Below are 17243 nucleotides of genomic sequence, written 5' to 3' on the forward strand. Positions count from 1 at the left end.
GAAGCGGCCCGTGACTGCTTGGCTTCTCCCATCCTTGGTAGTCCGGGTCATGGGCTCGACCCGACCGTTGGTCTTGGGGATGCCGTATCGCGCGACGCACCGCGTCCGTGACGCGGACGCTCCCCTGCGACCTGTTCCATCAGGCCTCCCCCAGGCTAACGCCTGCGGTGCGCCATCGAACGCCGGAGCCGAACGATGAGCGTCTCCGGCGCCGACATCAGTCCCCGTCAGCCGCAGGCGGGGTTGCCTCCGCACGGCGGGCACGGCGCTCGGCCTGGTATTGCTGGTTCCACATCATGCTGCATCCGCTCTGGCCGCCGGTGCCGACCGGCGAGCAGGTGTCGGGAATGCCACCCGCTACGCGACCGACCTGATCCATCGTCGCGGCGCGATTGACCCAGCTCTGGTTCTGCGCCGGAATAGGCTTGTCATCACGTAGTGCCTTGGGAATGCGATAAGGCTCGTCATCACGGCCGCAGACGACGATCTCGTCCGCCGTGCTTTCGGGACATTTCTGATTGCCCGTCAACGTCACGTTGCGCACGCGCTTGGGCGGCTGGCCAGTGCTGGCCTGCGCCTCCTGATCCGACTGCGCCGATTGCTGGGCAAAAGCCGTGACCGGAGTCAACAACAGGGCGGCAATCAGAGCGGCTCGAACCATGATCACGAAAACTCCTTCTGGTCTGACAACGTCGGACGCTCCGCATGGCTCCACGCTGAACGGCGCCTGGTCAAGGCCGATTTTGGGCGAAATTGCGACGCCCTGTCGCATGGCTGGGGCTTCCGCCGCCACCGTCACGAATGCCCGTTCGACGCAGCCCGCGCGAACGGGGCGTTGCACCGGCCGCGCGATCGGCTATGGCGGTGCCATGATCCTGGTCGTCGACAATTACGACAGCTTCACCTGGAACCTCGTCCATTATCTTCAGGAATTGGGCGGCGAGGTCGAGGTGGTGCGCAACGACGCGATCTCGGCGGGCCAAGCGCTGTCGTCGGGGGCGCAAGCCTTTCTCATCTCCCCAGGCCCCTGTACGCCGACCGAGGCGGGCGTCAGTCTGGAGCTGGTCGCCGCCGCCGCCGATGCGGGTCGACCGTTGCTGGGCGTCTGCCTGGGCCATCAGGCGATTGGTCAGCATTTTGGCGGGCTGGTCGAGCGTGGCGGGCTGATGCACGGCAAGACCTCGCCCGTGCTGCATGACGGGACCGGGCTGTTCCGCGGCCTGCCGTCGCCGTTCATCGCGACGCGCTATCACTCGCTGATCGTCAACGACGTGCCGGACAGCCTGGTCGTCAATGCGCGCGCCGAGGATGGCACGGTGATGGGCTTCCGTCATAAAACCCTCCCCATCCACGGTGTGCAGTTCCATCCGGAAAGCATCGCCACCGAATATGGTCATGCGATGCTCGCCAATTTCCTGCGCGAGGCGGGCGTGGCGCATGAGCTGCCGGAGCGGCTGCGCCCACCGGTTGAGACCGTCGCGTGACCACGATCGCGTTGCTGCCCGATCCGGTCAGCCCCCTGTCACGCGAGACGGCGGCGGCGGCCTTTGCCGACATATTGGACGGTCGCGCCGACGACGAGGCGATCGCCATCTTCCTGATCGGCCTGACCGAACGCGGCGAAACCTCGATCGAGATCGCCGAGGCCGCGCGCGCCATGCGCCAGCGCCTCATCCCGATCGAGGCGCCGAAGGGCACCATCGACGTCTGTGGCACAGGCGGCGACGGGCATCATACGCTCAACGTCTCCACCGCCGTATCGCTGGTCGTGGCGGCGCTCGGCGTTCCGGTCGCCAAACATGGTAACCGCGCCGCGTCCTCCAAGGCGGGCGCCGCAGACACGCTCGAAGTGCTCGGCCTCGATATGGAGCGCGCAGGATCGGTCGCGCAGGCGAGCCTTGCCGATATCGGCATAGCCTTTCTGTTTGCTGCCAACCACCATCCGGCGATGGCGCGGATCACACCGATCCGGCGACGGATCGGGCGGCGCACGATCTTCAATCTGATGGGTCCGCTCGCCAATCCGGCGCATGTCGGACGCCAGTTGATCGGCATCGCGCGCCCCGATTACGCGACGGTCTATGCCGAGGCTTTGGAGCAGTTGGGGGCCGAGGCCGCGCTGGTCGTGTCGGGCGAGGAAGGGCTGGACGAGCTGTCCGGCGCCGGTGCCAGCATCGCGGTATCGGTGGGCGACATAGTCGCGCCTGCCACCATCACCCCCGAGGATGCGGGACTGCCCCGCCATCCCATTTCCGCCATTCGTGGCGGCGACGCGCGCCACAATGCCGAGGCGCTTCGCCGTCTTCTCGCCGGGGAACCGGGCGCCTATCGCGACGCGGTTCTTCTCAATGCCGCCGCCGCACTTCTGGTCGCCGGGCATAGCGCCGATCTGGCGCAGGGGGCGGTCGCCGCCGCCCGTGCGATCGACACCGGCGAAGCCGCGGCGCTTCTCGATCGATGGATTGCTTACCGATGACGATGCTGGACCGCATCCTGGAAACCAAGCGCGCCGATGTTGCCGCGCGCAAGGCGACCATGTCCCACGCCGATCTGGATGCCAGGATCGCGACCAAGTCCGCCCCACGCGGCTTTCGCGCCGCGCTCGACGCCAAGACCGGCCACGCGCTGATTGCCGAGGTCAAGAAGGCGAGTCCGTCCAAAGGACTGATCCGCGCGGATTTCGATCCCCCCGCCCACGCCCACGCTTACGAGAACGGGGGCGCGGCGTGCCTGTCGGTGCTGACCGACGAGCGCTGGTTCCAGGGCGCCGATATCTTCCTGGAACAGGCACGCGAGGCGGTGTCGATCCCGGTGCTGCGCAAGGATTTCATGGTCGATCCCTGGCAGGTGCATGAATCGCGCGCGCTTGGGGCCGATGCGATCCTGATCATCGTCGCCGCGCTCGACGATACGCAGATGCAGGAGATCGAAGCGGCCGCGGTCGAATGTGGCATGGATGCCCTTATCGAGGTGCACGACGCCGCCGAGATGGAACGCGCCGCCCGGTTGAAGTCGCGGCTGATCGGCGTGAATAACCGCGATCTCAGGGACTTCACCGTCGATTTTCAGCGAACCTATGAGCTCGTCGCGCATGCTCCCGCAGGATGTACGTTCGTCGCCGAAAGCGGTCTGACGAGCCGGGAGGATCTGGACGCGATGGCCGAGCACGGCATCCACTGTTTCCTGGTCGGCGAAGCGTTGATGCGCCAGCAGGATGTCGAAGCCGCGACCCGCGCGCTGATCGGATGAGCGGCCTTACCCATCTCGATGAGGAGGGATCGGCCCGCATGGTCGATGTCGGGACCAAGCCGACCACCACACGGCAGGCCGTGGCGCAAGGTCGCATCACCATGGCGCGCGAAGCCGCCGCGGCGATCCGCGCGGGCAGCGTCCAGAAGGGCGATGTGCTGGCGGTGGCGCGGGTAGCGGGGATCATGGCCGCCAAGAAGACAAGCGACCTCATTCCGCTGTGCCACCCCCTGCCGCTCAGCAAGGTCGAAATCGACCTGGCGCTGGACGAAGAGGGCGTGACCGCTACCGCCACCGTCGCGACGGCGGGTCAGACGGGAGTGGAGATGGAGGCGCTGACCGCCGTATCCGTAACCCTGCTGACCGTGTATGACATGGCCAAGGCGCTCGATAAGCGCATGGACGTTAGTGATATTCGCCTGCTTTCCAAGACCGGTGGAAAATTAGGCGACTGGCGGGCCTGACGCACAATCCCGGCAGCGCGCGAGCGGGCGCCGTGCGTCTTTGGGCCAATAGGAGTGAACGTCATTCTCTTACCCGTCCCCGAAGCGCAAGCACGCCTGCTGGCGCTGGCCAGCGAACGCCCCGTCGTGGACGTACCCCTGCGTGAGGCCGCCGGACGCTGGGCCGGACGCGACGTCGCCGCGCGCCGAACGCAGCCTGCGCAGCATCTGTCCGCGATGGACGGCTATGCCATCCGCTTCGACGACATGCCCGGGCCGTGGACCGTCATCGGCGAGAGCGCGGCGGGGCGGCCTTTTGACGGCCGAGTCGATGGCGGGCAGGCGGCTCGCATCTTCACGGGCGCAGCGCTTCCGGACGGCGCCGATACGGTCCTGGTTCAGGAGGAAGCGGCGCGTGACGGTGCGATCCTGATGCTGGCGGGCGAAGGTCCCGCGCATAAGGGCCGTAATGTGCGGCGGCGCGGACTGGATTTCCTGGAAGGGACGACGCTCATCGCCGCCGGGCAGCGGCTGACGCCGGCGCGGATCGCCGTCGCTGCGACCGGCGGACATGCCACCCTGCCCGCCCGCCCGCCCGTCCGCGTTGCCATCGCGGCGACGGGCGATGAACTGGTTCCACCGGGCAGCAGTGATCCCGCTGCGCTACCCGAGTCGAACGGCGTCATGCTGGCCGCGATGCTCGCCGATCTGCCGGTAGAGATCATCGACCTGGGCATCCTGCCCGACAACCTACACCATCTGCGCAATGCCTTTGCCGCGGTCGAGGCGGACCTGTTGGTCACGACCGGCGGTGCCTCGGTCGGGGATCATGACCTGGTCCAGCCCGCGCTCAAGGCAGCCGGGGGCAGCGTGGATTTCTGGCGGATCGCGCTTCGCCCCGGCAAACCGATGATGGCGGGGCGGCTGGGCGAGACGGTGGTGCTGAGCCTGCCCGGCAACCCCGTCTCGGCTTTCGTCACCGCCACGCTGTTCGTCCGTCCACTGATCGCCCATCTGGCGGGCGCGGCCGAGCCGCTGCCGACCCCTATCCCCGCGATATTGGGCGAGGATCTGCCCGCCAACGGCCCGCGCATCGATTATCTGCGTGCGGCCATGCTCGACGGGCGGGTCCATGCCGCGGCCATTCAGGACAGCTCGATGCTGCTGACCCTGGCGCGTTCGACCTGCCTTATCATACGCCCGCCGCACGCCCCCGCCGCGGCGATCGGCGACTCGGCGGAAATCCTGATGCTCGCTTGACGCAAGCCGAAACGTTCCATATAAGTTCCACGTCTGTTCTGGACGGAGGATCGCGATGCTCACCGCAAAGCAGCATGAGCTTGTCTGCTTCATCAATGACCGTTTGAAGGAAACGGGCGTCTCGCCGTCCTTCGAGGAGATGAAGGAGGCGCTGGACCTCAAGTCCAAATCGGGTGTCCACCGCCTGATCTCCGCGTTGGAAGAACGCCACTTCATCCGCCGCCTGCCCAACCGCGCCCGCGCGCTGGAGGTGCTGCGTATGCCGGATCGCCCGGAAAAGCCTGCCGCAACCGAACCGGCGCCCGGCAATGTGCGTCCTCCCGCCGCGCGTCCGCTGGTCGAACCGGCCAATGACGTGGTCGAAATTCCGCTGCATGGCCGGATCGCCGCCGGCGTGCCCATCGAAGCGTTCGAGGGCAGTTCGATGCTGGCCGTCCCCGCCGCGCTGCTGGGTTCGGGCGAGCATTATGCGCTGGAAGTGTCGGGCGATTCGATGGTCGAGGCGGGTATCCTCGACGGCGACTATGCGCTGATCCGCCGCACCGATGTGGCACGCGACGGGCAGATCGTGGTCGCGCTGATCGACGATAGCGAGGCGACGCTGAAATATTTCCGGCGCGAGGGTTCGATGGTCCGCCTCGACCCCGCGAACCGGGCTTACGACCCGCAGCGTTACGCGCCTGCGCAGGTGCGGGTGCAGGGCAAGCTTTCGGGGATTTTGCGCCGCTACGAATGAGGCGGGCCTGGCGTTGGCGCTCGCTGCCCTACGACGCTGACGACCAGGGGTGGCGGTCCCCTGGCTGTCGTACCGTTCGCACCGTCGGCGGATCGAGACGGATCGAAACGCCGCCCGTGCGCCTCAGGGCCGGACTATCCAGCTTCAGCCAGTGCGGCTGGCAGGCATCGGGCAGGCGGCGATCGGCGATCACGATATCGACCTGCCGGCAAAGCGCGATCAGGTCCGTCCAGGGAACCGGATAGCCACTGCGCGTCGCGGCAATTCGCCATCGACGTCCACCCCGCCGCAGCGCGGTGACGCACATATCCTGTCCGCAATGCGCTGCCGGTTGCTCGGCCAGTGCAACGGGCTCGGCATCGGCGCCGCTCAGTTCGGACAAAGTGGTCCGCATATAATCTCCCGCCCGGTCGCGAAGTAACGCCACCCCCTGCCCCGTCGCGATAGCCGCATGGCGGCCATCGCCGGTAACGATCAGATCGGGCGCCGGAGCCGCCACCATGACGAGGACGCCCACCGCGAGGGGTGGTATGCCGAGCCACCGCCACCGCGTCCGCAACAGCGCGATCCAAAGTCCGCCGACGACCGCCAGGCCGAATGCCCATCCCGGCGCGACGGATAGCGCGATCACCGACCCGGGTATGGCCGATACCGCATGGGCGAGCCTCAGCAGCAGCTGCAGGGCGTGGCCCAACAACCACCAGAAGGGCTCGCCCAGCCCCAAGGGATCGAGCAGCAGCGCGATCATTTCCAGAGGCATGGCGACAAAGGTCGTCCAGGGAATGGCGAGGATATTGGCGAGCGCCCCATAGAGCCCCGCCTTGTGGAAATGATAGACCGCGATCGGCATCAGCGCCGCTTCCACCACCAATCCGGTCAGCAACAGCGCCGCGAGCTGTCGCAACCCTGCCCGGCGCCAGTCGGGATGCGGCCCCAGCCACCGGCGAATCGCGTGATGTTCGTGCAACGCCACGATGGCGGTGATCGCGGCAAAGGAGAGTTGAAAGCTGGCCCCCATCAACGCCTCGGGACGAAGGATCAGAACGATCAGAGCCCCCGCCGACACCAGCCGCAAGGTCATCGCCTCCCGCCCCATCGCCAGCGCCGTCAGGACCAGCATCGCCGCGACGCAGGAGCGTATCGTCGGAACCTCCGCGCCGGTCAGCCATGTATATCCGATCGCCGCGACCGCCCCCGTCGCCGCCCCCAGCAGCGGAAGCCGAACACGCAGCGCCAGCCAGGGCCAGAGCGCCAACAGCCGGATCGTCAACACCATGACGATGCCGACGACCGCGGAGATATGAAGACCGCTCACCGATAGCAGATGCGCCAGCCCGGCACGGCGCATCGCCTCCGCATCGGATTGACCGATCCCGCCGACATCACCGGTCGCCAATGCCGCCGCGATCCCCCCCGCGCTGCCCGGAACATGGCTCATGATCCGCCGGGACAGGCTCTCGCGCAGTCCCGGGCCTTGGTCGGCCGGATGCAGCACCTGCACGGGAGAGAAACCGCGTCCCGTGGCGCCGATCCCCTGAAACCACGCCGCTCGCGCGAAATCATAGCCTCCAGGGGCTACCGGCCCGGCGGGCGGCATCATCCGCGCCCGCAGCCGGATCCGCGCGCGCCGTCCTAGACCGGCAGGGGCGTCCTCCTGCGCCAGCGATACCCGGATACGTGGCGGCAGGCTCAGGCTCCGCCCACGCCCGTCTCGCGCCACGACCGGCCGCAGCGTCAACCGGACGATCTGCCGTGCCGCCAGTTGTTCCTCCGCATCGACCGTGGCTACCATGTCCGCCATCACCGGCCGTGACAGGATGCGCGCGCGCATCGACTCGGCTCGCGCCCAAGCCAGCAGCATTCCCGCGACCACCAGTAGCGCCGCCACGCCGATCGACCGCATCACCCGTCCGCCATCGGCCAGGGTGGCCGCCGCCAGACCGACCGCCCCGGCCGCCAGCATCACCGCACCCCAGGCTCGCGGATCGGGCAGCATGAACCAGGCCGCGATGCCCGAGCCCAGCATGACCGGCGTCCAAAGCGCGACCTGGTTCCGCTCAGCCTCCGCCCATTGCTCCAGCGGACCTAGGCGCGGCATTTGGCGGCGCGGGCGCTTGATGCTAGGGGCTGCGGCGGCTGACTGGGCCATCGAATCTTATGCTGGGAGTATGCGCGGTTGAGCGCAACAGATGATATCGCCACCGGATCGACCATGAGCGGAGTCGTGACCCGTTTCGCGCCCTCGCCGACCGGATTCCTTCACATCGGCGGCGCACGCACGGCGCTGTTCAACTGGCTGTTCGCGCGCGCGAATGGCGGCAAGTTCCTGCTGCGCATCGAGGATACCGACCGCGCCCGCTCGACCCAGCCCGCGATCGACGCGATCCTGGACGGGATGCGCTGGCTGGGCCTGGACTGGGACGGTGACGCCGTGTTCCAGTTCGCGCGGGCCGACCGCCATGCCGCGGTCGCGCAGGAGATGATGACGCGCGGCCACGCCTATCGCTGCTACATGACGCAGGACGAGATCGCCGCCCAGCGCGAAGCCGCCCAGGCCGCCAAGCAGCCCTTGCGTATCCGGTCGCCCTGGCGCGACGCCGATCCCGCGACCGCGCCGGAGGGTCAGCCCTTCGTCGTCCGTCTGCGCGCACCGCGCGAGGGTTCGGTCACGATCGAGGACCGGGTGCAGGGCAGCGTGACCGTGCAGAATGCCGAGCTGGACGATCTGGTCCTGCTGCGTTCGGATGGCACGCCGACCTATATGCTGGCGGTGGTCGTCGACGATCATGACATGGGTGTGACCCATGTGATCCGCGGCGACGATCACCTCAACAACGCTTTCCGCCAGTTGCCCATCTACAAGGCGATGGGCTGGGCCGAGCCGATCTACGCACACATCCCGTTGATCCATGGATCGGACGGCGCCAAGCTGTCCAAGCGGCACGGCGCGGTCGGGATCGAGGCGTATCGCGACGAGATGGGCATCCTGCCGGAGGCGCTCGACAATTATCTCCTCCGCCTCGGCTGGGGGCATGGCGATGCCGAGATCATTTCGCGCGAGGATGCGGTCCAATGGTTCGACCTCGCCGCCGTGGGCAAGGCGCCGTCGCGCTTCGATCTCAAGAAGCTGGAAAACCTCAACGGCCATTATATCCGCGAGGCCGATGATGCACGCCTCGCCGATCTGGTGGCCCAGCGGATGGGAGTCGAGAACGTCGCGCTGCTGACCGCCGCCATGCCGTCGCTGAAGCCGCGCGCGGCGAATCTGAACGAACTGGCCGACGGCGCGCGGTTCCTTTTCGCCACCCGTCCGTTGAGCCTGGACGACGCCGCCACCGGCCTGCTCGATGAAAAGGCACGGGGCATTCTCCTTTCCGTTCACGCCGCGCTTGACGCGGTGCACAACTGGGATACGGAGCTTTTGGAAGACGCGGTACGCAAAGTGGCCGAAGCCGAGGGCGTGAAGCTCGGTCAGGTCGCCCAGCCGCTCCGCGCCGTCTTGACCGGACGCAAGACGTCCCCGGGAATCTTCGACGTGCTCGCTTTGCTGGGCCGCGAGGAAAGCCTGGGTCGGATCGCGGACCAGTTGACCGCAGATAGGAAGGATCATTGAGTATGAGCGACACCGCGAAATTCGACATCGGCGGCAAGGGCTTTGACTATCCCGTCATGTCGGGGTCGATCGGCCCGGACGTGGTCGACATCCGCAAGCTGTATGCGCAGACGGGTGCCTTCACCTATGATCCCGGCTTCACCTCGACCGCATCGTGTCAGTCGAAGCTGACCTATATCGACGGCGACGAAGGTGTCCTGCTGCACCGCGGCTATGCGATCGGTGATCTGGCCGAGAATAGCAGTTTCATGGAGGTCGCCTATCTCCTGCTGAACGGCGAGCTGCCGAACCAGGACGAGCTGTCGGGCTTCACCAACACGATCACACGCCACACCATGGTGCATGAGCAGCTGGCGGCGTTCTTCCGTGGCTTCCGTCGCGATGCGCATCCGATGGCGATCATGTGCGGCGTCGTCGGCGCGCTTTCGGCCTTCTATCACGATTCGACCGACATTCATGATCCGGTGCAGCGCACTATCGCCTCGCACCGCCTGATCGCCAAGATCCCGACGATCGCGGCGATGGCGTATAAATACTCGGTCGGCCAGCCCTTCCTGTACCCGGACAACTCGCTGTCCTACACCGGCAACTTCCTGCGCATGACCTTCGGCGTCCCCGCCGAGGCCTATGAGGTGAACCCAGCGGTCGAAAAGGCGATGGACCGCATCTTCATCCTGCACGCCGATCATGAGCAGAACGCCTCGACCTCGACGGTGCGCCTTGCGGGTTCGTCGGGTGCCAACCCGTTCGCCTGCATCGCGGCGGGCATCGCCTGCCTCTGGGGTCCGGCGCATGGCGGCGCGAACGAGGCCGCACTCAACATGCTGCGCGAGATCGGCACGCCCGATCGCATCCCCGAGTTCATCGCGCGCGCCAAGGACAAGAACGATCCGTTCCGCCTGATGGGCTTTGGTCACCGCGTCTACAAGAACTACGACCCCCGCGCGACCGTGATGCAGAAGACCGTGCGCGAAGTGTTCGATGCGCTGAAGGTAAACGATCCGCTGTTCGAGACGGCGCTGCGCCTCGAAGAGATCGCGCTGAACGACGAGTATTTCGTCGAGAAGAAGCTGTTCCCGAACGTCGACTTCTATTCGGGCGTGATCCTGTCGGCGATCGGCTTCCCGACCGAGATGTTCACCGTGCTCTTCGCGCTCGCCCGCACCGTCGGTTGGGTTGCGCAGTGGAACGAGATGATCACCGATCCCGACCAGAAGATCGGCCGCCCGCGTCAGCTCTATACCGGCCCGACGCAGCGTGCCTATGTTCCGGTCGAAAAGCGCTAAGTCATGAACCGGGTCCGGCCGATCCTGATCGCCATCGGCGTCATGCTGGCGCTGACGGGGGGATTATGGATCGGTCAGGGCTTGGGCTATATTCGCTGGCCACAGGAGAGCTTCATGCTCGGCCGGGGCGAATGGGCCGATCGCGGCGCGTTCGTCGCGGTGGCGGGATTGGCGCTGATCCTGGTCGCGCGGCGGCTGCCCCGGCGGCGCTGAGCGGCTCGTCAGGACAGAAATGGAAAAGGGCTCCTTCGGGAGCCCTTTTTTATGATCGAGACCGCAAACGGAAGAGGAAGGTAGCGCCCTCACCCGGCACGCTTTCGACACCCAGGTCGCCGCCCATCGCCCGCGCCAGACGGCGGGCGATATAGAGGCCCAGGCCGTTGCCGCCAGGCTCGCTGGGGTCGACCCGCTCGAATTTCTCGAAAATGCGCGTCTGGTCTTCCGGCGCGATGCCCTTTCCCCGATCGGTGACGCCGACCAACGCCCATTCCCCGTCGCGTTCGACGGTGACGACCACTTCCTCACCCCGCGGGGAATAGCGGATCGCATTGCCGATCAAGTTGATGAGAATCTGAAGGCAGCGCCCGAAATCGCCGATGGCGGGCATTCCCTCGCCCATGCCGGGGCGGCAGATCGTCACGCCGGCGGCATCGGCACGCACGCCCAGCAGCCCTGCGGCGCGGCGCGCGACATCGGCGAGATCGATCGGGGTGGCGGCCAGGCGGAAATCGGGCTGCTCGATCGCCTGCAACTCAACCAGATTGTCGACCAGCCCGATCAGATGTCGCCCGGCATCGGCGATATCATTGGCATAATCGGCATATTCCGCGGCGATCGGCCCGTCGCTGCGCGCCGCGATGCTGTCGGCATTGGCGACGATCCGCGCGAGCGGCGTGCGCAAGGCCCGGTCGAGCCCGGCGGTAAAACTCTCGGTCAGCGGCGCGCTTCCGGGATGCAGCGCCAGGTCCTCGTCGTCCTCGACGGGCTCGTCGATCAGATAGGCTGCGCCAACCAACCCCGCGATACCGCCCATCCCGTCATGCCGGATCGCCGCCGACAGCCGCACCGGCGCGTCGGTCGGTCGCAGTCGCGCGCCCCGTCCATCGAGAGGCGCGCCATCGCCCAGCGGCGCAGTGCCGGAGTCGAAGACGAACAGCGCATTCAGGGGGCGCCCCAGCATCGCCTGCGCATCGAACCCATGGCGCAGCCCCGCGCCCGGCGACACGAAGGTCAGGCGGAGCGCCGCATCGGCTTCCCAGCGAAAATCGGCCCCCATTCCCGTATGATCGGGCGGGGTCGCGGCGGGCTTCCAGGCAGCACGGTCACGCCAGCCGCTGACGCTCAGGCGGATCTGCCCGGTTTCCGGTCGCGCCTGTATCCAGAGGTCGAGATCCCCCTCGTCATCGGCGACCACCACCTGCCGCGACACCGCGATGCCCAGCCGCCGGGCGAGCCGCGCAACCCGCGCGATGGGGGCAATCGCCAGACGATCGCTGACACCACCGCCCGCACGCATGTGAAGCAGCTCGATCGGCGGGTCCGCCGACAGGATGTGATCGCCCGCGTCCAGAATGGCGCGGGCGACCATCGATTCGCCGGGGCTGTCCATCGATGTCATCGACGTTCCGCGCCTTCCAACCGGTCGATGGCCTCGCGAAACGACGCGGGCAGGCTCAGCGATGCCATCGCCCGCCGCGCTTCTTCGGGCGCAATGGCCATGATCGAATCCAGTGCTTCGGCGAAGCTGTCGACATCACGCCGCCCGTCCGCCTCGCATAGCGACAGGCCGATCCGCGCGATCGTTGCCCGCTCCTGGTCCAGCGCCCTGAGCGCCAGCCATAGCCGGTCGCCCTCCGGCTCCAACACGATCTCGCGCACCATGTCATATTCGACGCCCAGCGCATGGGAGAGCAATGCAACGAACAATCCCAATTGCCGATCGGACAGGCTTTCAAGCAGCAGGTCGGGCAGTTCCCCCGGCCGCGCGTCGATCGCCGCCGCCAGCCGCATCGCCGCCGCACCCGGCCGATCCGCATCGCTCTGCGCAGCCAGCACCCGCTCCGCTGCCTGGGCCAGCGCCCGGTCCCATGCGGGATCCTCTCCGCCCCGCAAAGCCGCCGCCGCGATCCAGACAAGCCGGTCATACTGCCGCCTCGACAGGCGGACCGGCTCTTCCGCTTCCCGCGCATGGCCTTCAGCCACCAGCACCGCGCGGGCGGCGGCGGCAACGATCCGGTCTGGAGCCTCGCTCAATCGAACGAGCAGGCTTGGCGCATCGCCCGCCATGGTTTCGATCGGCAACGCTCGCGAGATCAGCCCCTGCCGGACCTGTGCGACCAGTTCCTCGGCCAGCGCCGGATCGACCAGTGCATCGGTACGGTGCAGCCGCTGGACGACCGGATCGAACTCGGAATGCGGCCCTCCCTCCGGCATCACCCGCTCGGCCTGTCGCAGCACATCGCGGGCGATCGTCTCCACCAATAAAGTGAGCCTCGCGGCTACCTCGAACCGAATCTGGTCGGTCAGTCGCGAATCAGCGTCCAACCGCAGATCGAGCATTGCTCCCCGACGCCGCGCCACCGCGCGCGCGCGCGCCGCCGCCACGCGGTCGTACAGCCGCGCGACTTGCCACTCGGAGGCATGAATTGGGTCCGGTCCGACCGCCATGCGTCACCGCTAACCCCTTTGATGTTAAAGCGACACTAAACTTGAGCGCGCAATGTCTCGATTGCGGACGCCAAAGTGACGATGGCGTAGACGCTGGCGAGCGCCAGCCCCCAGGGCGCGATACCGATCAGCGTGGCCGGGAACAGAACCAAGAGATAGGCAGGCGGGCTGGCCCACCAGCGCCGCCGAAAGCGATAAAGCCCGGCCCGCTCGGCCAGGATACCCAGGATTATCAGCATCAAGGCCAGGACCGGCGCGATATCCTCGCCCGACAGCCGGTAATCCTGCCACCCCAGCGCCGCAACGGCGAGCCCGGCCAACGCAGCGATAGCCGCCGATCCCGCCCGCGCCACCGCCTGCTCGTCGCGCAGCCCGGCCAGCGTCTCGCCCAGACCAAGCCCCAGCGTTCCCGCGATTGCGATCAACAGGCCAAAGCTGGGTAGACCCGACACGATCAGCACCAATCCCAGCACCCCCAGTCCGGCGCCGACCCCGCCCGCGACATGCGCGGACACCGAACGCTCGACCAGGCGCGGCAAGGCAAAGCGCGCCAGCGGTGCGAGGATATAGCGATCGAACCAGCTGCGCCGCCCCGATACGAGCCGCGCGACCACTGCCCGCCCCCGCGCATCCAGCGCCTCGGCCCGGTGCACGATGCCATGGCCCGCCTTTTTCGCATCGGCGGGCAGCAGGATATGCGCCGCCCGCGCTTGCGCCGCGAGACGGAGCAGCGTCGATTGCAGGTCATAATCACGGGGCAGCGCCGCTACCTCGGCGACCCGGCGCGGATCGAGCCGCGCGACGCCGGCCCAGGCCATCTGCCCCCCGACGCGTTCCAGCCCCGCTTCGGCTTCGGCCTCGGGCAACACGACCAGTGCGTCATGCCCGGCATCACGCAGGACGAGGGCGATCGTGTCCTCCGTGGTAATGAGGCCATCGGCCAGAACGAGCAGCCGCGACAGGGGGTGGAGCTTTTCCGACGCCTCTACGGCGCTGCGCACCGTGTCGACCACCACCCCCCGCTGCGCGATTCGGGCGATCGCGCCGAGCAATTCGGGGGTCAGCCGCGCGACCACGATGATAACTTGCGCGGCCCCCGCCGCGATCAGCAGGCGCGCCTGATATTCGATCAGGGTGACGCCCGCGAACGGCAAGGTGGCCGTCAACCGCCCGGGGCGGTCGTCGGCATCGTCAATCGCAAAGAGAAGACCGGAGAGCATCGCGTGCTGTTAGGCGCTTGGCGCGCGCCATGCCAGCCCCGTCCCCGCCCGTGCTCAAAGACGAGCGACCTGGTCCCCGATCCGGTCGAGCAATTGCGCGTCCGAGCCTTCCCGCTCGGCCGCCTGGGCGGCAAGGGTCATCAGCGGCAGCGCGTTGACACTGGCCGCCAGCCCCTTCATCCGCAGCGCCGCCTCACGCCACTCGCGTGCGTCATCCGCCATATGCATGGCCTCCATCGCACGGGTCATCCCATCGACAAAGGCACGGCGGAGATCCTGGATCACGGCCGGTTCGTCACCGGCCATCGCCGCCAGGGTAGAATCGATCGTTCCGTGCTCGTAAGTCATTGTCGCTACTTAAACCCGAAGCAGGGCCACACGGAATAGCGCAATTCGCTTTCTGCCGTCGGCAAACGTGATAAACCGGCCCATTGTGACACGGGGGCTCAGATGATCGTCGATATGCGCGCGGAGCGTCAGGACAGGTCGGACATGCCGAACGCAGAGGAGGACATGCTGGACTATGCGCCCGTGACCCCGGCGGACGAGACGCCGGCCGCCGTTCCGCCTTCGCTCAGCCCCTGGCTGGAGGAGAATGGCGCGCCGATCGAGGAAGCCCCCCTTTCACGCTGGCCGCTGATCCTTGCGATCCTGGTTTCGGTCCTGTGGGTCGGGGTCGTCCTGGCGTGGGGCATCATGGCGAGCGCACCACACTCGCCCGCGACGCTGGCCCCGCTGGTGACGCTGGCGCTGGCCGGGCCGATGCTGGTTGCGATCCTGTGGCTGGTCGGGCAGCGCAGCAGCCGTGCGGAGCAGCGCCGCTTCGCCCTGACCGCGCGCGACATGCGCAACGAGGCAGCGGCGCTGGAACGCGCGGTCGCCGCGATCGGACAGGCGCTGGCCGCCAATCGTTCCGAATTGTCGGCGCAGGCGATCGCACTGTCCGAAATGGCGCAGGCCGCCGAGACCCGCTTCAACGCCATCGCCCGCGATCTTGCCGATGATATCCAGATGGTCGAGGCGCATGGTCGAACACTCGCCGACATCGCGGGGACCAGCCAGGCGAGCATGACCAAGTTGCTCCATGCCCTTCCTCTCGCGGCCGAGGAGGTCGGCGAAGCGAGCGACAGGATGGCGGAGGCGGCACGATCGGCGGAGAGCCATGCGGCCTCCCTCGACGCCCAGCTTGTCGCCTTGGGGCGGCGCGGGCAGGACGCCGACACCATCGCGAGCGGCGCGGCGCTTCGCCTCGCCACCCATATCGAACAGATGGAGGCGACCAGCCGCACCGCCAGCGAGCATCTCGAAAGCGTGACCGCCAATGTCGCGACCACGATCGATGCGATGCTCGACCGAACCGCAGAGGCGATCGACCAGTCGCGCAAGGGCCTTGCCGCACAGGGTGAGGCGATGCTGGCGATGGTCGCGGCGAATCAGGCTGCGCTCGACAGCGCCGCGCGCGACAGTGCCGAGGCGCTGGCCGAACGCCTGACCACGGTTGACGGCGCAGTCGCTCGCCTGGCCGCCGAACTGGAGGCGCAACGGATCGCGGGTGAGACGATGATCGACACGCTCGACACCGAGTTGGAACGGGTCGAGACGCGGATCGCGGTACTCCATAGCCAGGGCACCGAAAAGTCGCAGATGCTCGCCGCCTCGATCAGCGCGCTGGGCGGTTCGGCGGACGCGATGACCGGCGCGCTCGAAGCAGGCGAGACGATGGCCAACCGGGTCATCGGCACGACCGAGACACTGCTGATCGCGCTGGACGCCGCCGCGCGAGAGATCGACGAGACGCTGCCGGAAGCGCTGAGCCGCCTGGACCAGCGGATGCAGGCCAGCCATGAGGTGGTGGTCGAGACCAAGCCCGAACTGCTCGCGCTGGTGGCCGCGGCCGAAAGCACGCATGAGGCGATCGAGGCCATCGCCGAGGTGATCGCCGAGCAGCGCCACACGCTGGAAACGCTGTCGGGTTCGCTGATCGAAACGCTGTCGACCGGGCGCGCCAAGGCCGATGCGCTGGGCATGATGGTTGAGGAAACGATCGAGCGATCCCACCAATTCGCGGACGAAGCCGCCCCGAAGCTGGTCGACGCGTTGCTGCGCGTCCGGGAAACCGCCGCCACCGCCGCCGAACGGGCGCGCGAGACGCTGGCCGAGGTCATCCCCCAGGCGGCCAGTGCCCTAGAACTCGCGAGCGCCGAGGCGATGCGGCGGGCGACCGGCGATACCGTCGAGCGGCAGGTTCATGCGATCGTCGACGCCACCCAGAACGCGGTCGAGGCCGCCACCCGCGCGACCGAGCGGCTGGCGCGTCAGGCCGACCTAATCATCGAAAAGACGACCATCGTCGAATCCCGTATCGAAGAAGCGAGAAGCGAACGCGAGGAAGCCGACCGCGACAATTTTGCGCGCCGGGCGTCGCTGCTCGTCGAATCGCTCAATTCCGCCTCGATCGACATCACCAAAATCTATGCGCCCGAAGTGACCGACAGCGCCTGGGCCGCCTATCTCAAGGGCGATCGCGGCGTCTTCACCCGGCGCGCGGTCCGCATTCTCGACTCGCATCAGGCACGGGGTATTGCCGATCTCTATGACGAGGATCCCAAGTTCCGCGATCATGTGAACCGCTATATTCATGATTTCGAGGCGATGTTGCGCGGGGTGCTGGCGCAGCGCGACGGATCGCCGCTGGGCGTGACGTTGCTGTCGTCGGACATGGGCAAGCTCTACGTCGCACTCGCCCAGGCCATTGAGCGGCTGCGCTAA

The 17243-nt window shown here is 67.4% G+C and carries 16 protein-coding genes; 10 read left to right on the top strand and 6 right to left on the bottom strand.

The window, feature by feature from the left end; genetic code table 11:
- Positions 1-217: 217 nt before the first annotated feature.
- Positions 218-661, bottom strand: coding sequence for a hypothetical protein (locus GGR45_RS09355; RefSeq protein ID WP_175311489.1), 444 nt, complete (start codon positions 659-661; stop codon positions 218-220).
- A gap of 208 nt (positions 662-869) precedes the next feature.
- Between GGR45_RS09355 and GGR45_RS09360 the strand changes: the two genes are divergently transcribed.
- The 6 genes from GGR45_RS09360 to lexA are packed head-to-tail and all read left to right on the top strand — an operon-like array spanning position 870 to position 5688.
- On the top strand, positions 870-1484 hold the full coding sequence (locus GGR45_RS09360; RefSeq protein WP_175311490.1) for an anthranilate synthase component II: 615 nt from the start codon (positions 870-872) through the stop codon (positions 1482-1484).
- Positions 1481-2476: an anthranilate phosphoribosyltransferase gene (gene trpD / locus GGR45_RS09365; protein WP_175311389.1), complete on the top strand. Its 996-nt coding sequence runs from the start codon at positions 1481-1483 to the stop codon at positions 2474-2476. The genes GGR45_RS09360 and trpD overlap by 4 nt, the downstream gene beginning before the upstream one ends.
- Positions 2473-3249 (top strand): indole-3-glycerol phosphate synthase TrpC, encoded by a 777-nt coding sequence (gene trpC, locus GGR45_RS09370; protein WP_175311390.1) that lies wholly within the window; start codon positions 2473-2475, stop codon positions 3247-3249. Before trpD ends, trpC begins: the two co-directional genes overlap by 4 nt.
- Positions 3246-3713: a cyclic pyranopterin monophosphate synthase MoaC gene (gene moaC, locus GGR45_RS09375; RefSeq protein ID WP_175311391.1), complete on the top strand. Its 468-nt coding sequence runs from the start codon at positions 3246-3248 to the stop codon at positions 3711-3713. Before trpC ends, moaC begins: the two co-directional genes overlap by 4 nt.
- 48 nt (positions 3714-3761) lie before the next feature.
- Positions 3762-4952 (top strand): molybdopterin molybdotransferase MoeA, encoded by a 1191-nt coding sequence (locus GGR45_RS09380; RefSeq protein ID WP_419789995.1) that lies wholly within the window; start codon positions 3762-3764, stop codon positions 4950-4952.
- 55 nt (positions 4953-5007) lie between these two features.
- Positions 5008-5688 (top strand): transcriptional repressor LexA, encoded by a 681-nt coding sequence (gene lexA / locus GGR45_RS09385; protein ID WP_175311393.1) that lies wholly within the window; start codon positions 5008-5010, stop codon positions 5686-5688.
- Between the two features lie 28 nt (positions 5689-5716).
- Here lexA and GGR45_RS09390 read toward each other — a convergent pair whose 3' ends face one another.
- On the bottom strand, positions 5717-7837 hold the full coding sequence (locus tag GGR45_RS09390; RefSeq protein WP_246358132.1) for a ComEC/Rec2 family competence protein: 2121 nt from the start codon (positions 7835-7837) through the stop codon (positions 5717-5719).
- Between the two features lie 63 nt (positions 7838-7900).
- Here GGR45_RS09390 and gltX point away from each other — a divergent pair, with 63 nt between their 5' ends.
- The 3 genes from gltX to GGR45_RS09405 are packed head-to-tail and all read left to right on the top strand — an operon-like array spanning position 7901 to position 10800.
- On the top strand, positions 7901-9301 hold the full coding sequence (gene gltX, locus GGR45_RS09395) for a glutamate--tRNA ligase (RefSeq protein WP_175311492.1): 1401 nt from the start codon (positions 7901-7903) through the stop codon (positions 9299-9301).
- A 2-nt stretch (positions 9302-9303) separates the two neighbouring features.
- Positions 9304-10587 carry a citrate synthase gene (locus tag GGR45_RS09400; protein WP_175311394.1) on the top strand — a complete coding sequence of 428 codons (1284 nt, stop codon included), beginning with the start codon at positions 9304-9306 and terminating at the stop codon, positions 10585-10587.
- Between the two features lie 3 nt (positions 10588-10590).
- Positions 10591-10800 carry a hypothetical protein gene (locus tag GGR45_RS09405; protein WP_175311395.1) on the top strand — a complete coding sequence of 70 codons (210 nt, stop codon included), beginning with the start codon at positions 10591-10593 and terminating at the stop codon, positions 10798-10800.
- Positions 10801-10849: 49 nt separating this feature from the next.
- Here the strand turns inward: GGR45_RS09405 and GGR45_RS09410 are convergent, their stop codons facing one another.
- Genes GGR45_RS09410 through GGR45_RS09425 form a run of 4 tightly spaced genes read right to left on the bottom strand, consistent with a single transcriptional unit; the run spans position 10850 to position 14822 of the window.
- Positions 10850-12205: a sensor histidine kinase gene (locus GGR45_RS09410; protein ID WP_415640684.1), complete on the bottom strand. Its 1356-nt coding sequence runs from the start codon at positions 12203-12205 to the stop codon at positions 10850-10852.
- The gene (locus GGR45_RS09415; protein WP_175311396.1) at positions 12202-13254 is read right to left on the bottom strand and encodes a hypothetical protein; all 1053 of its coding nucleotides are present in this window, start codon (positions 13252-13254) and stop codon (positions 12202-12204) included. The genes GGR45_RS09410 and GGR45_RS09415 overlap by 4 nt, the downstream gene beginning before the upstream one ends.
- Positions 13255-13289: 35 nt before the next feature.
- Positions 13290-14474, bottom strand: coding sequence for a hypothetical protein (locus tag GGR45_RS09420; RefSeq protein ID WP_175311397.1), 1185 nt, complete (start codon positions 14472-14474; stop codon positions 13290-13292).
- 54 nt (positions 14475-14528) lie between these two features.
- Complete coding sequence (locus GGR45_RS09425) at positions 14529-14822, bottom strand: Hpt domain-containing protein (RefSeq protein WP_175311398.1); 294 nt, start codon at positions 14820-14822, stop codon at positions 14529-14531.
- A 102-nt stretch (positions 14823-14924) separates the two neighbouring features.
- On the opposite strand from GGR45_RS09425, the gene GGR45_RS09430 reads away from it, so the two are divergent.
- Positions 14925-17243 (top strand): coiled-coil domain-containing protein, encoded by a 2319-nt coding sequence (locus GGR45_RS09430; RefSeq protein ID WP_246358133.1) that lies wholly within the window; start codon positions 14925-14927, stop codon positions 17241-17243.

The sequence above is a fragment of the Sphingomonas zeae genome (genome assembly GCF_014197135.1).
GTDB lineage: Bacteria > Pseudomonadota > Alphaproteobacteria > Sphingomonadales > Sphingomonadaceae > Sphingomonas > Sphingomonas zeae.

Excerpts from the sequence above, each read along its gene's own strand:
- GGR45_RS09355 (WP_175311489.1), bottom strand. The coding sequence starts at position 661 with ATGGTTCGAGCCGCTCTGATTGCCGCCCTGTTGTTGACTCCGGTCACG.
- GGR45_RS09360 (WP_175311490.1), top strand. The coding sequence starts at position 870 with ATGATCCTGGTCGTCGACAATTACGACAGCTTCACCTGGAACCTCGTC.
- trpC (WP_175311390.1), top strand. The coding sequence starts at position 2,473 with ATGACGATGCTGGACCGCATCCTGGAAACCAAGCGCGCCGATGTTGCC.
- moaC (WP_175311391.1), top strand. The coding sequence starts at position 3,246 with ATGAGCGGCCTTACCCATCTCGATGAGGAGGGATCGGCCCGCATGGTC.
- lexA (WP_175311393.1), top strand. The coding sequence starts at position 5,008 with ATGCTCACCGCAAAGCAGCATGAGCTTGTCTGCTTCATCAATGACCGT.
- GGR45_RS09390 (WP_246358132.1), bottom strand. The coding sequence starts at position 7,837 with ATGGCCCAGTCAGCCGCCGCAGCCCCTAGCATCAAGCGCCCGCGCCGC.
- gltX (WP_175311492.1), top strand. The coding sequence starts at position 7,901 with ATGAGCGGAGTCGTGACCCGTTTCGCGCCCTCGCCGACCGGATTCCTT.
- GGR45_RS09400 (WP_175311394.1), top strand. The coding sequence starts at position 9,304 with ATGAGCGACACCGCGAAATTCGACATCGGCGGCAAGGGCTTTGACTAT.
- GGR45_RS09405 (WP_175311395.1), top strand. The coding sequence starts at position 10,591 with ATGAACCGGGTCCGGCCGATCCTGATCGCCATCGGCGTCATGCTGGCG.
- GGR45_RS09410 (WP_415640684.1), bottom strand. The coding sequence starts at position 12,205 with ATGACATCGATGGACAGCCCCGGCGAATCGATGGTCGCCCGCGCCATT.
- GGR45_RS09415 (WP_175311396.1), bottom strand. The coding sequence starts at position 13,254 with ATGGCGGTCGGACCGGACCCAATTCATGCCTCCGAGTGGCAAGTCGCG.
- GGR45_RS09420 (WP_175311397.1), bottom strand. The coding sequence starts at position 14,474 with ATGCTCTCCGGTCTTCTCTTTGCGATTGACGATGCCGACGACCGCCCC.
- GGR45_RS09425 (WP_175311398.1), bottom strand. The coding sequence starts at position 14,822 with ATGACTTACGAGCACGGAACGATCGATTCTACCCTGGCGGCGATGGCC.
- GGR45_RS09430 (WP_246358133.1), top strand. The coding sequence starts at position 14,925 with ATGATCGTCGATATGCGCGCGGAGCGTCAGGACAGGTCGGACATGCCG.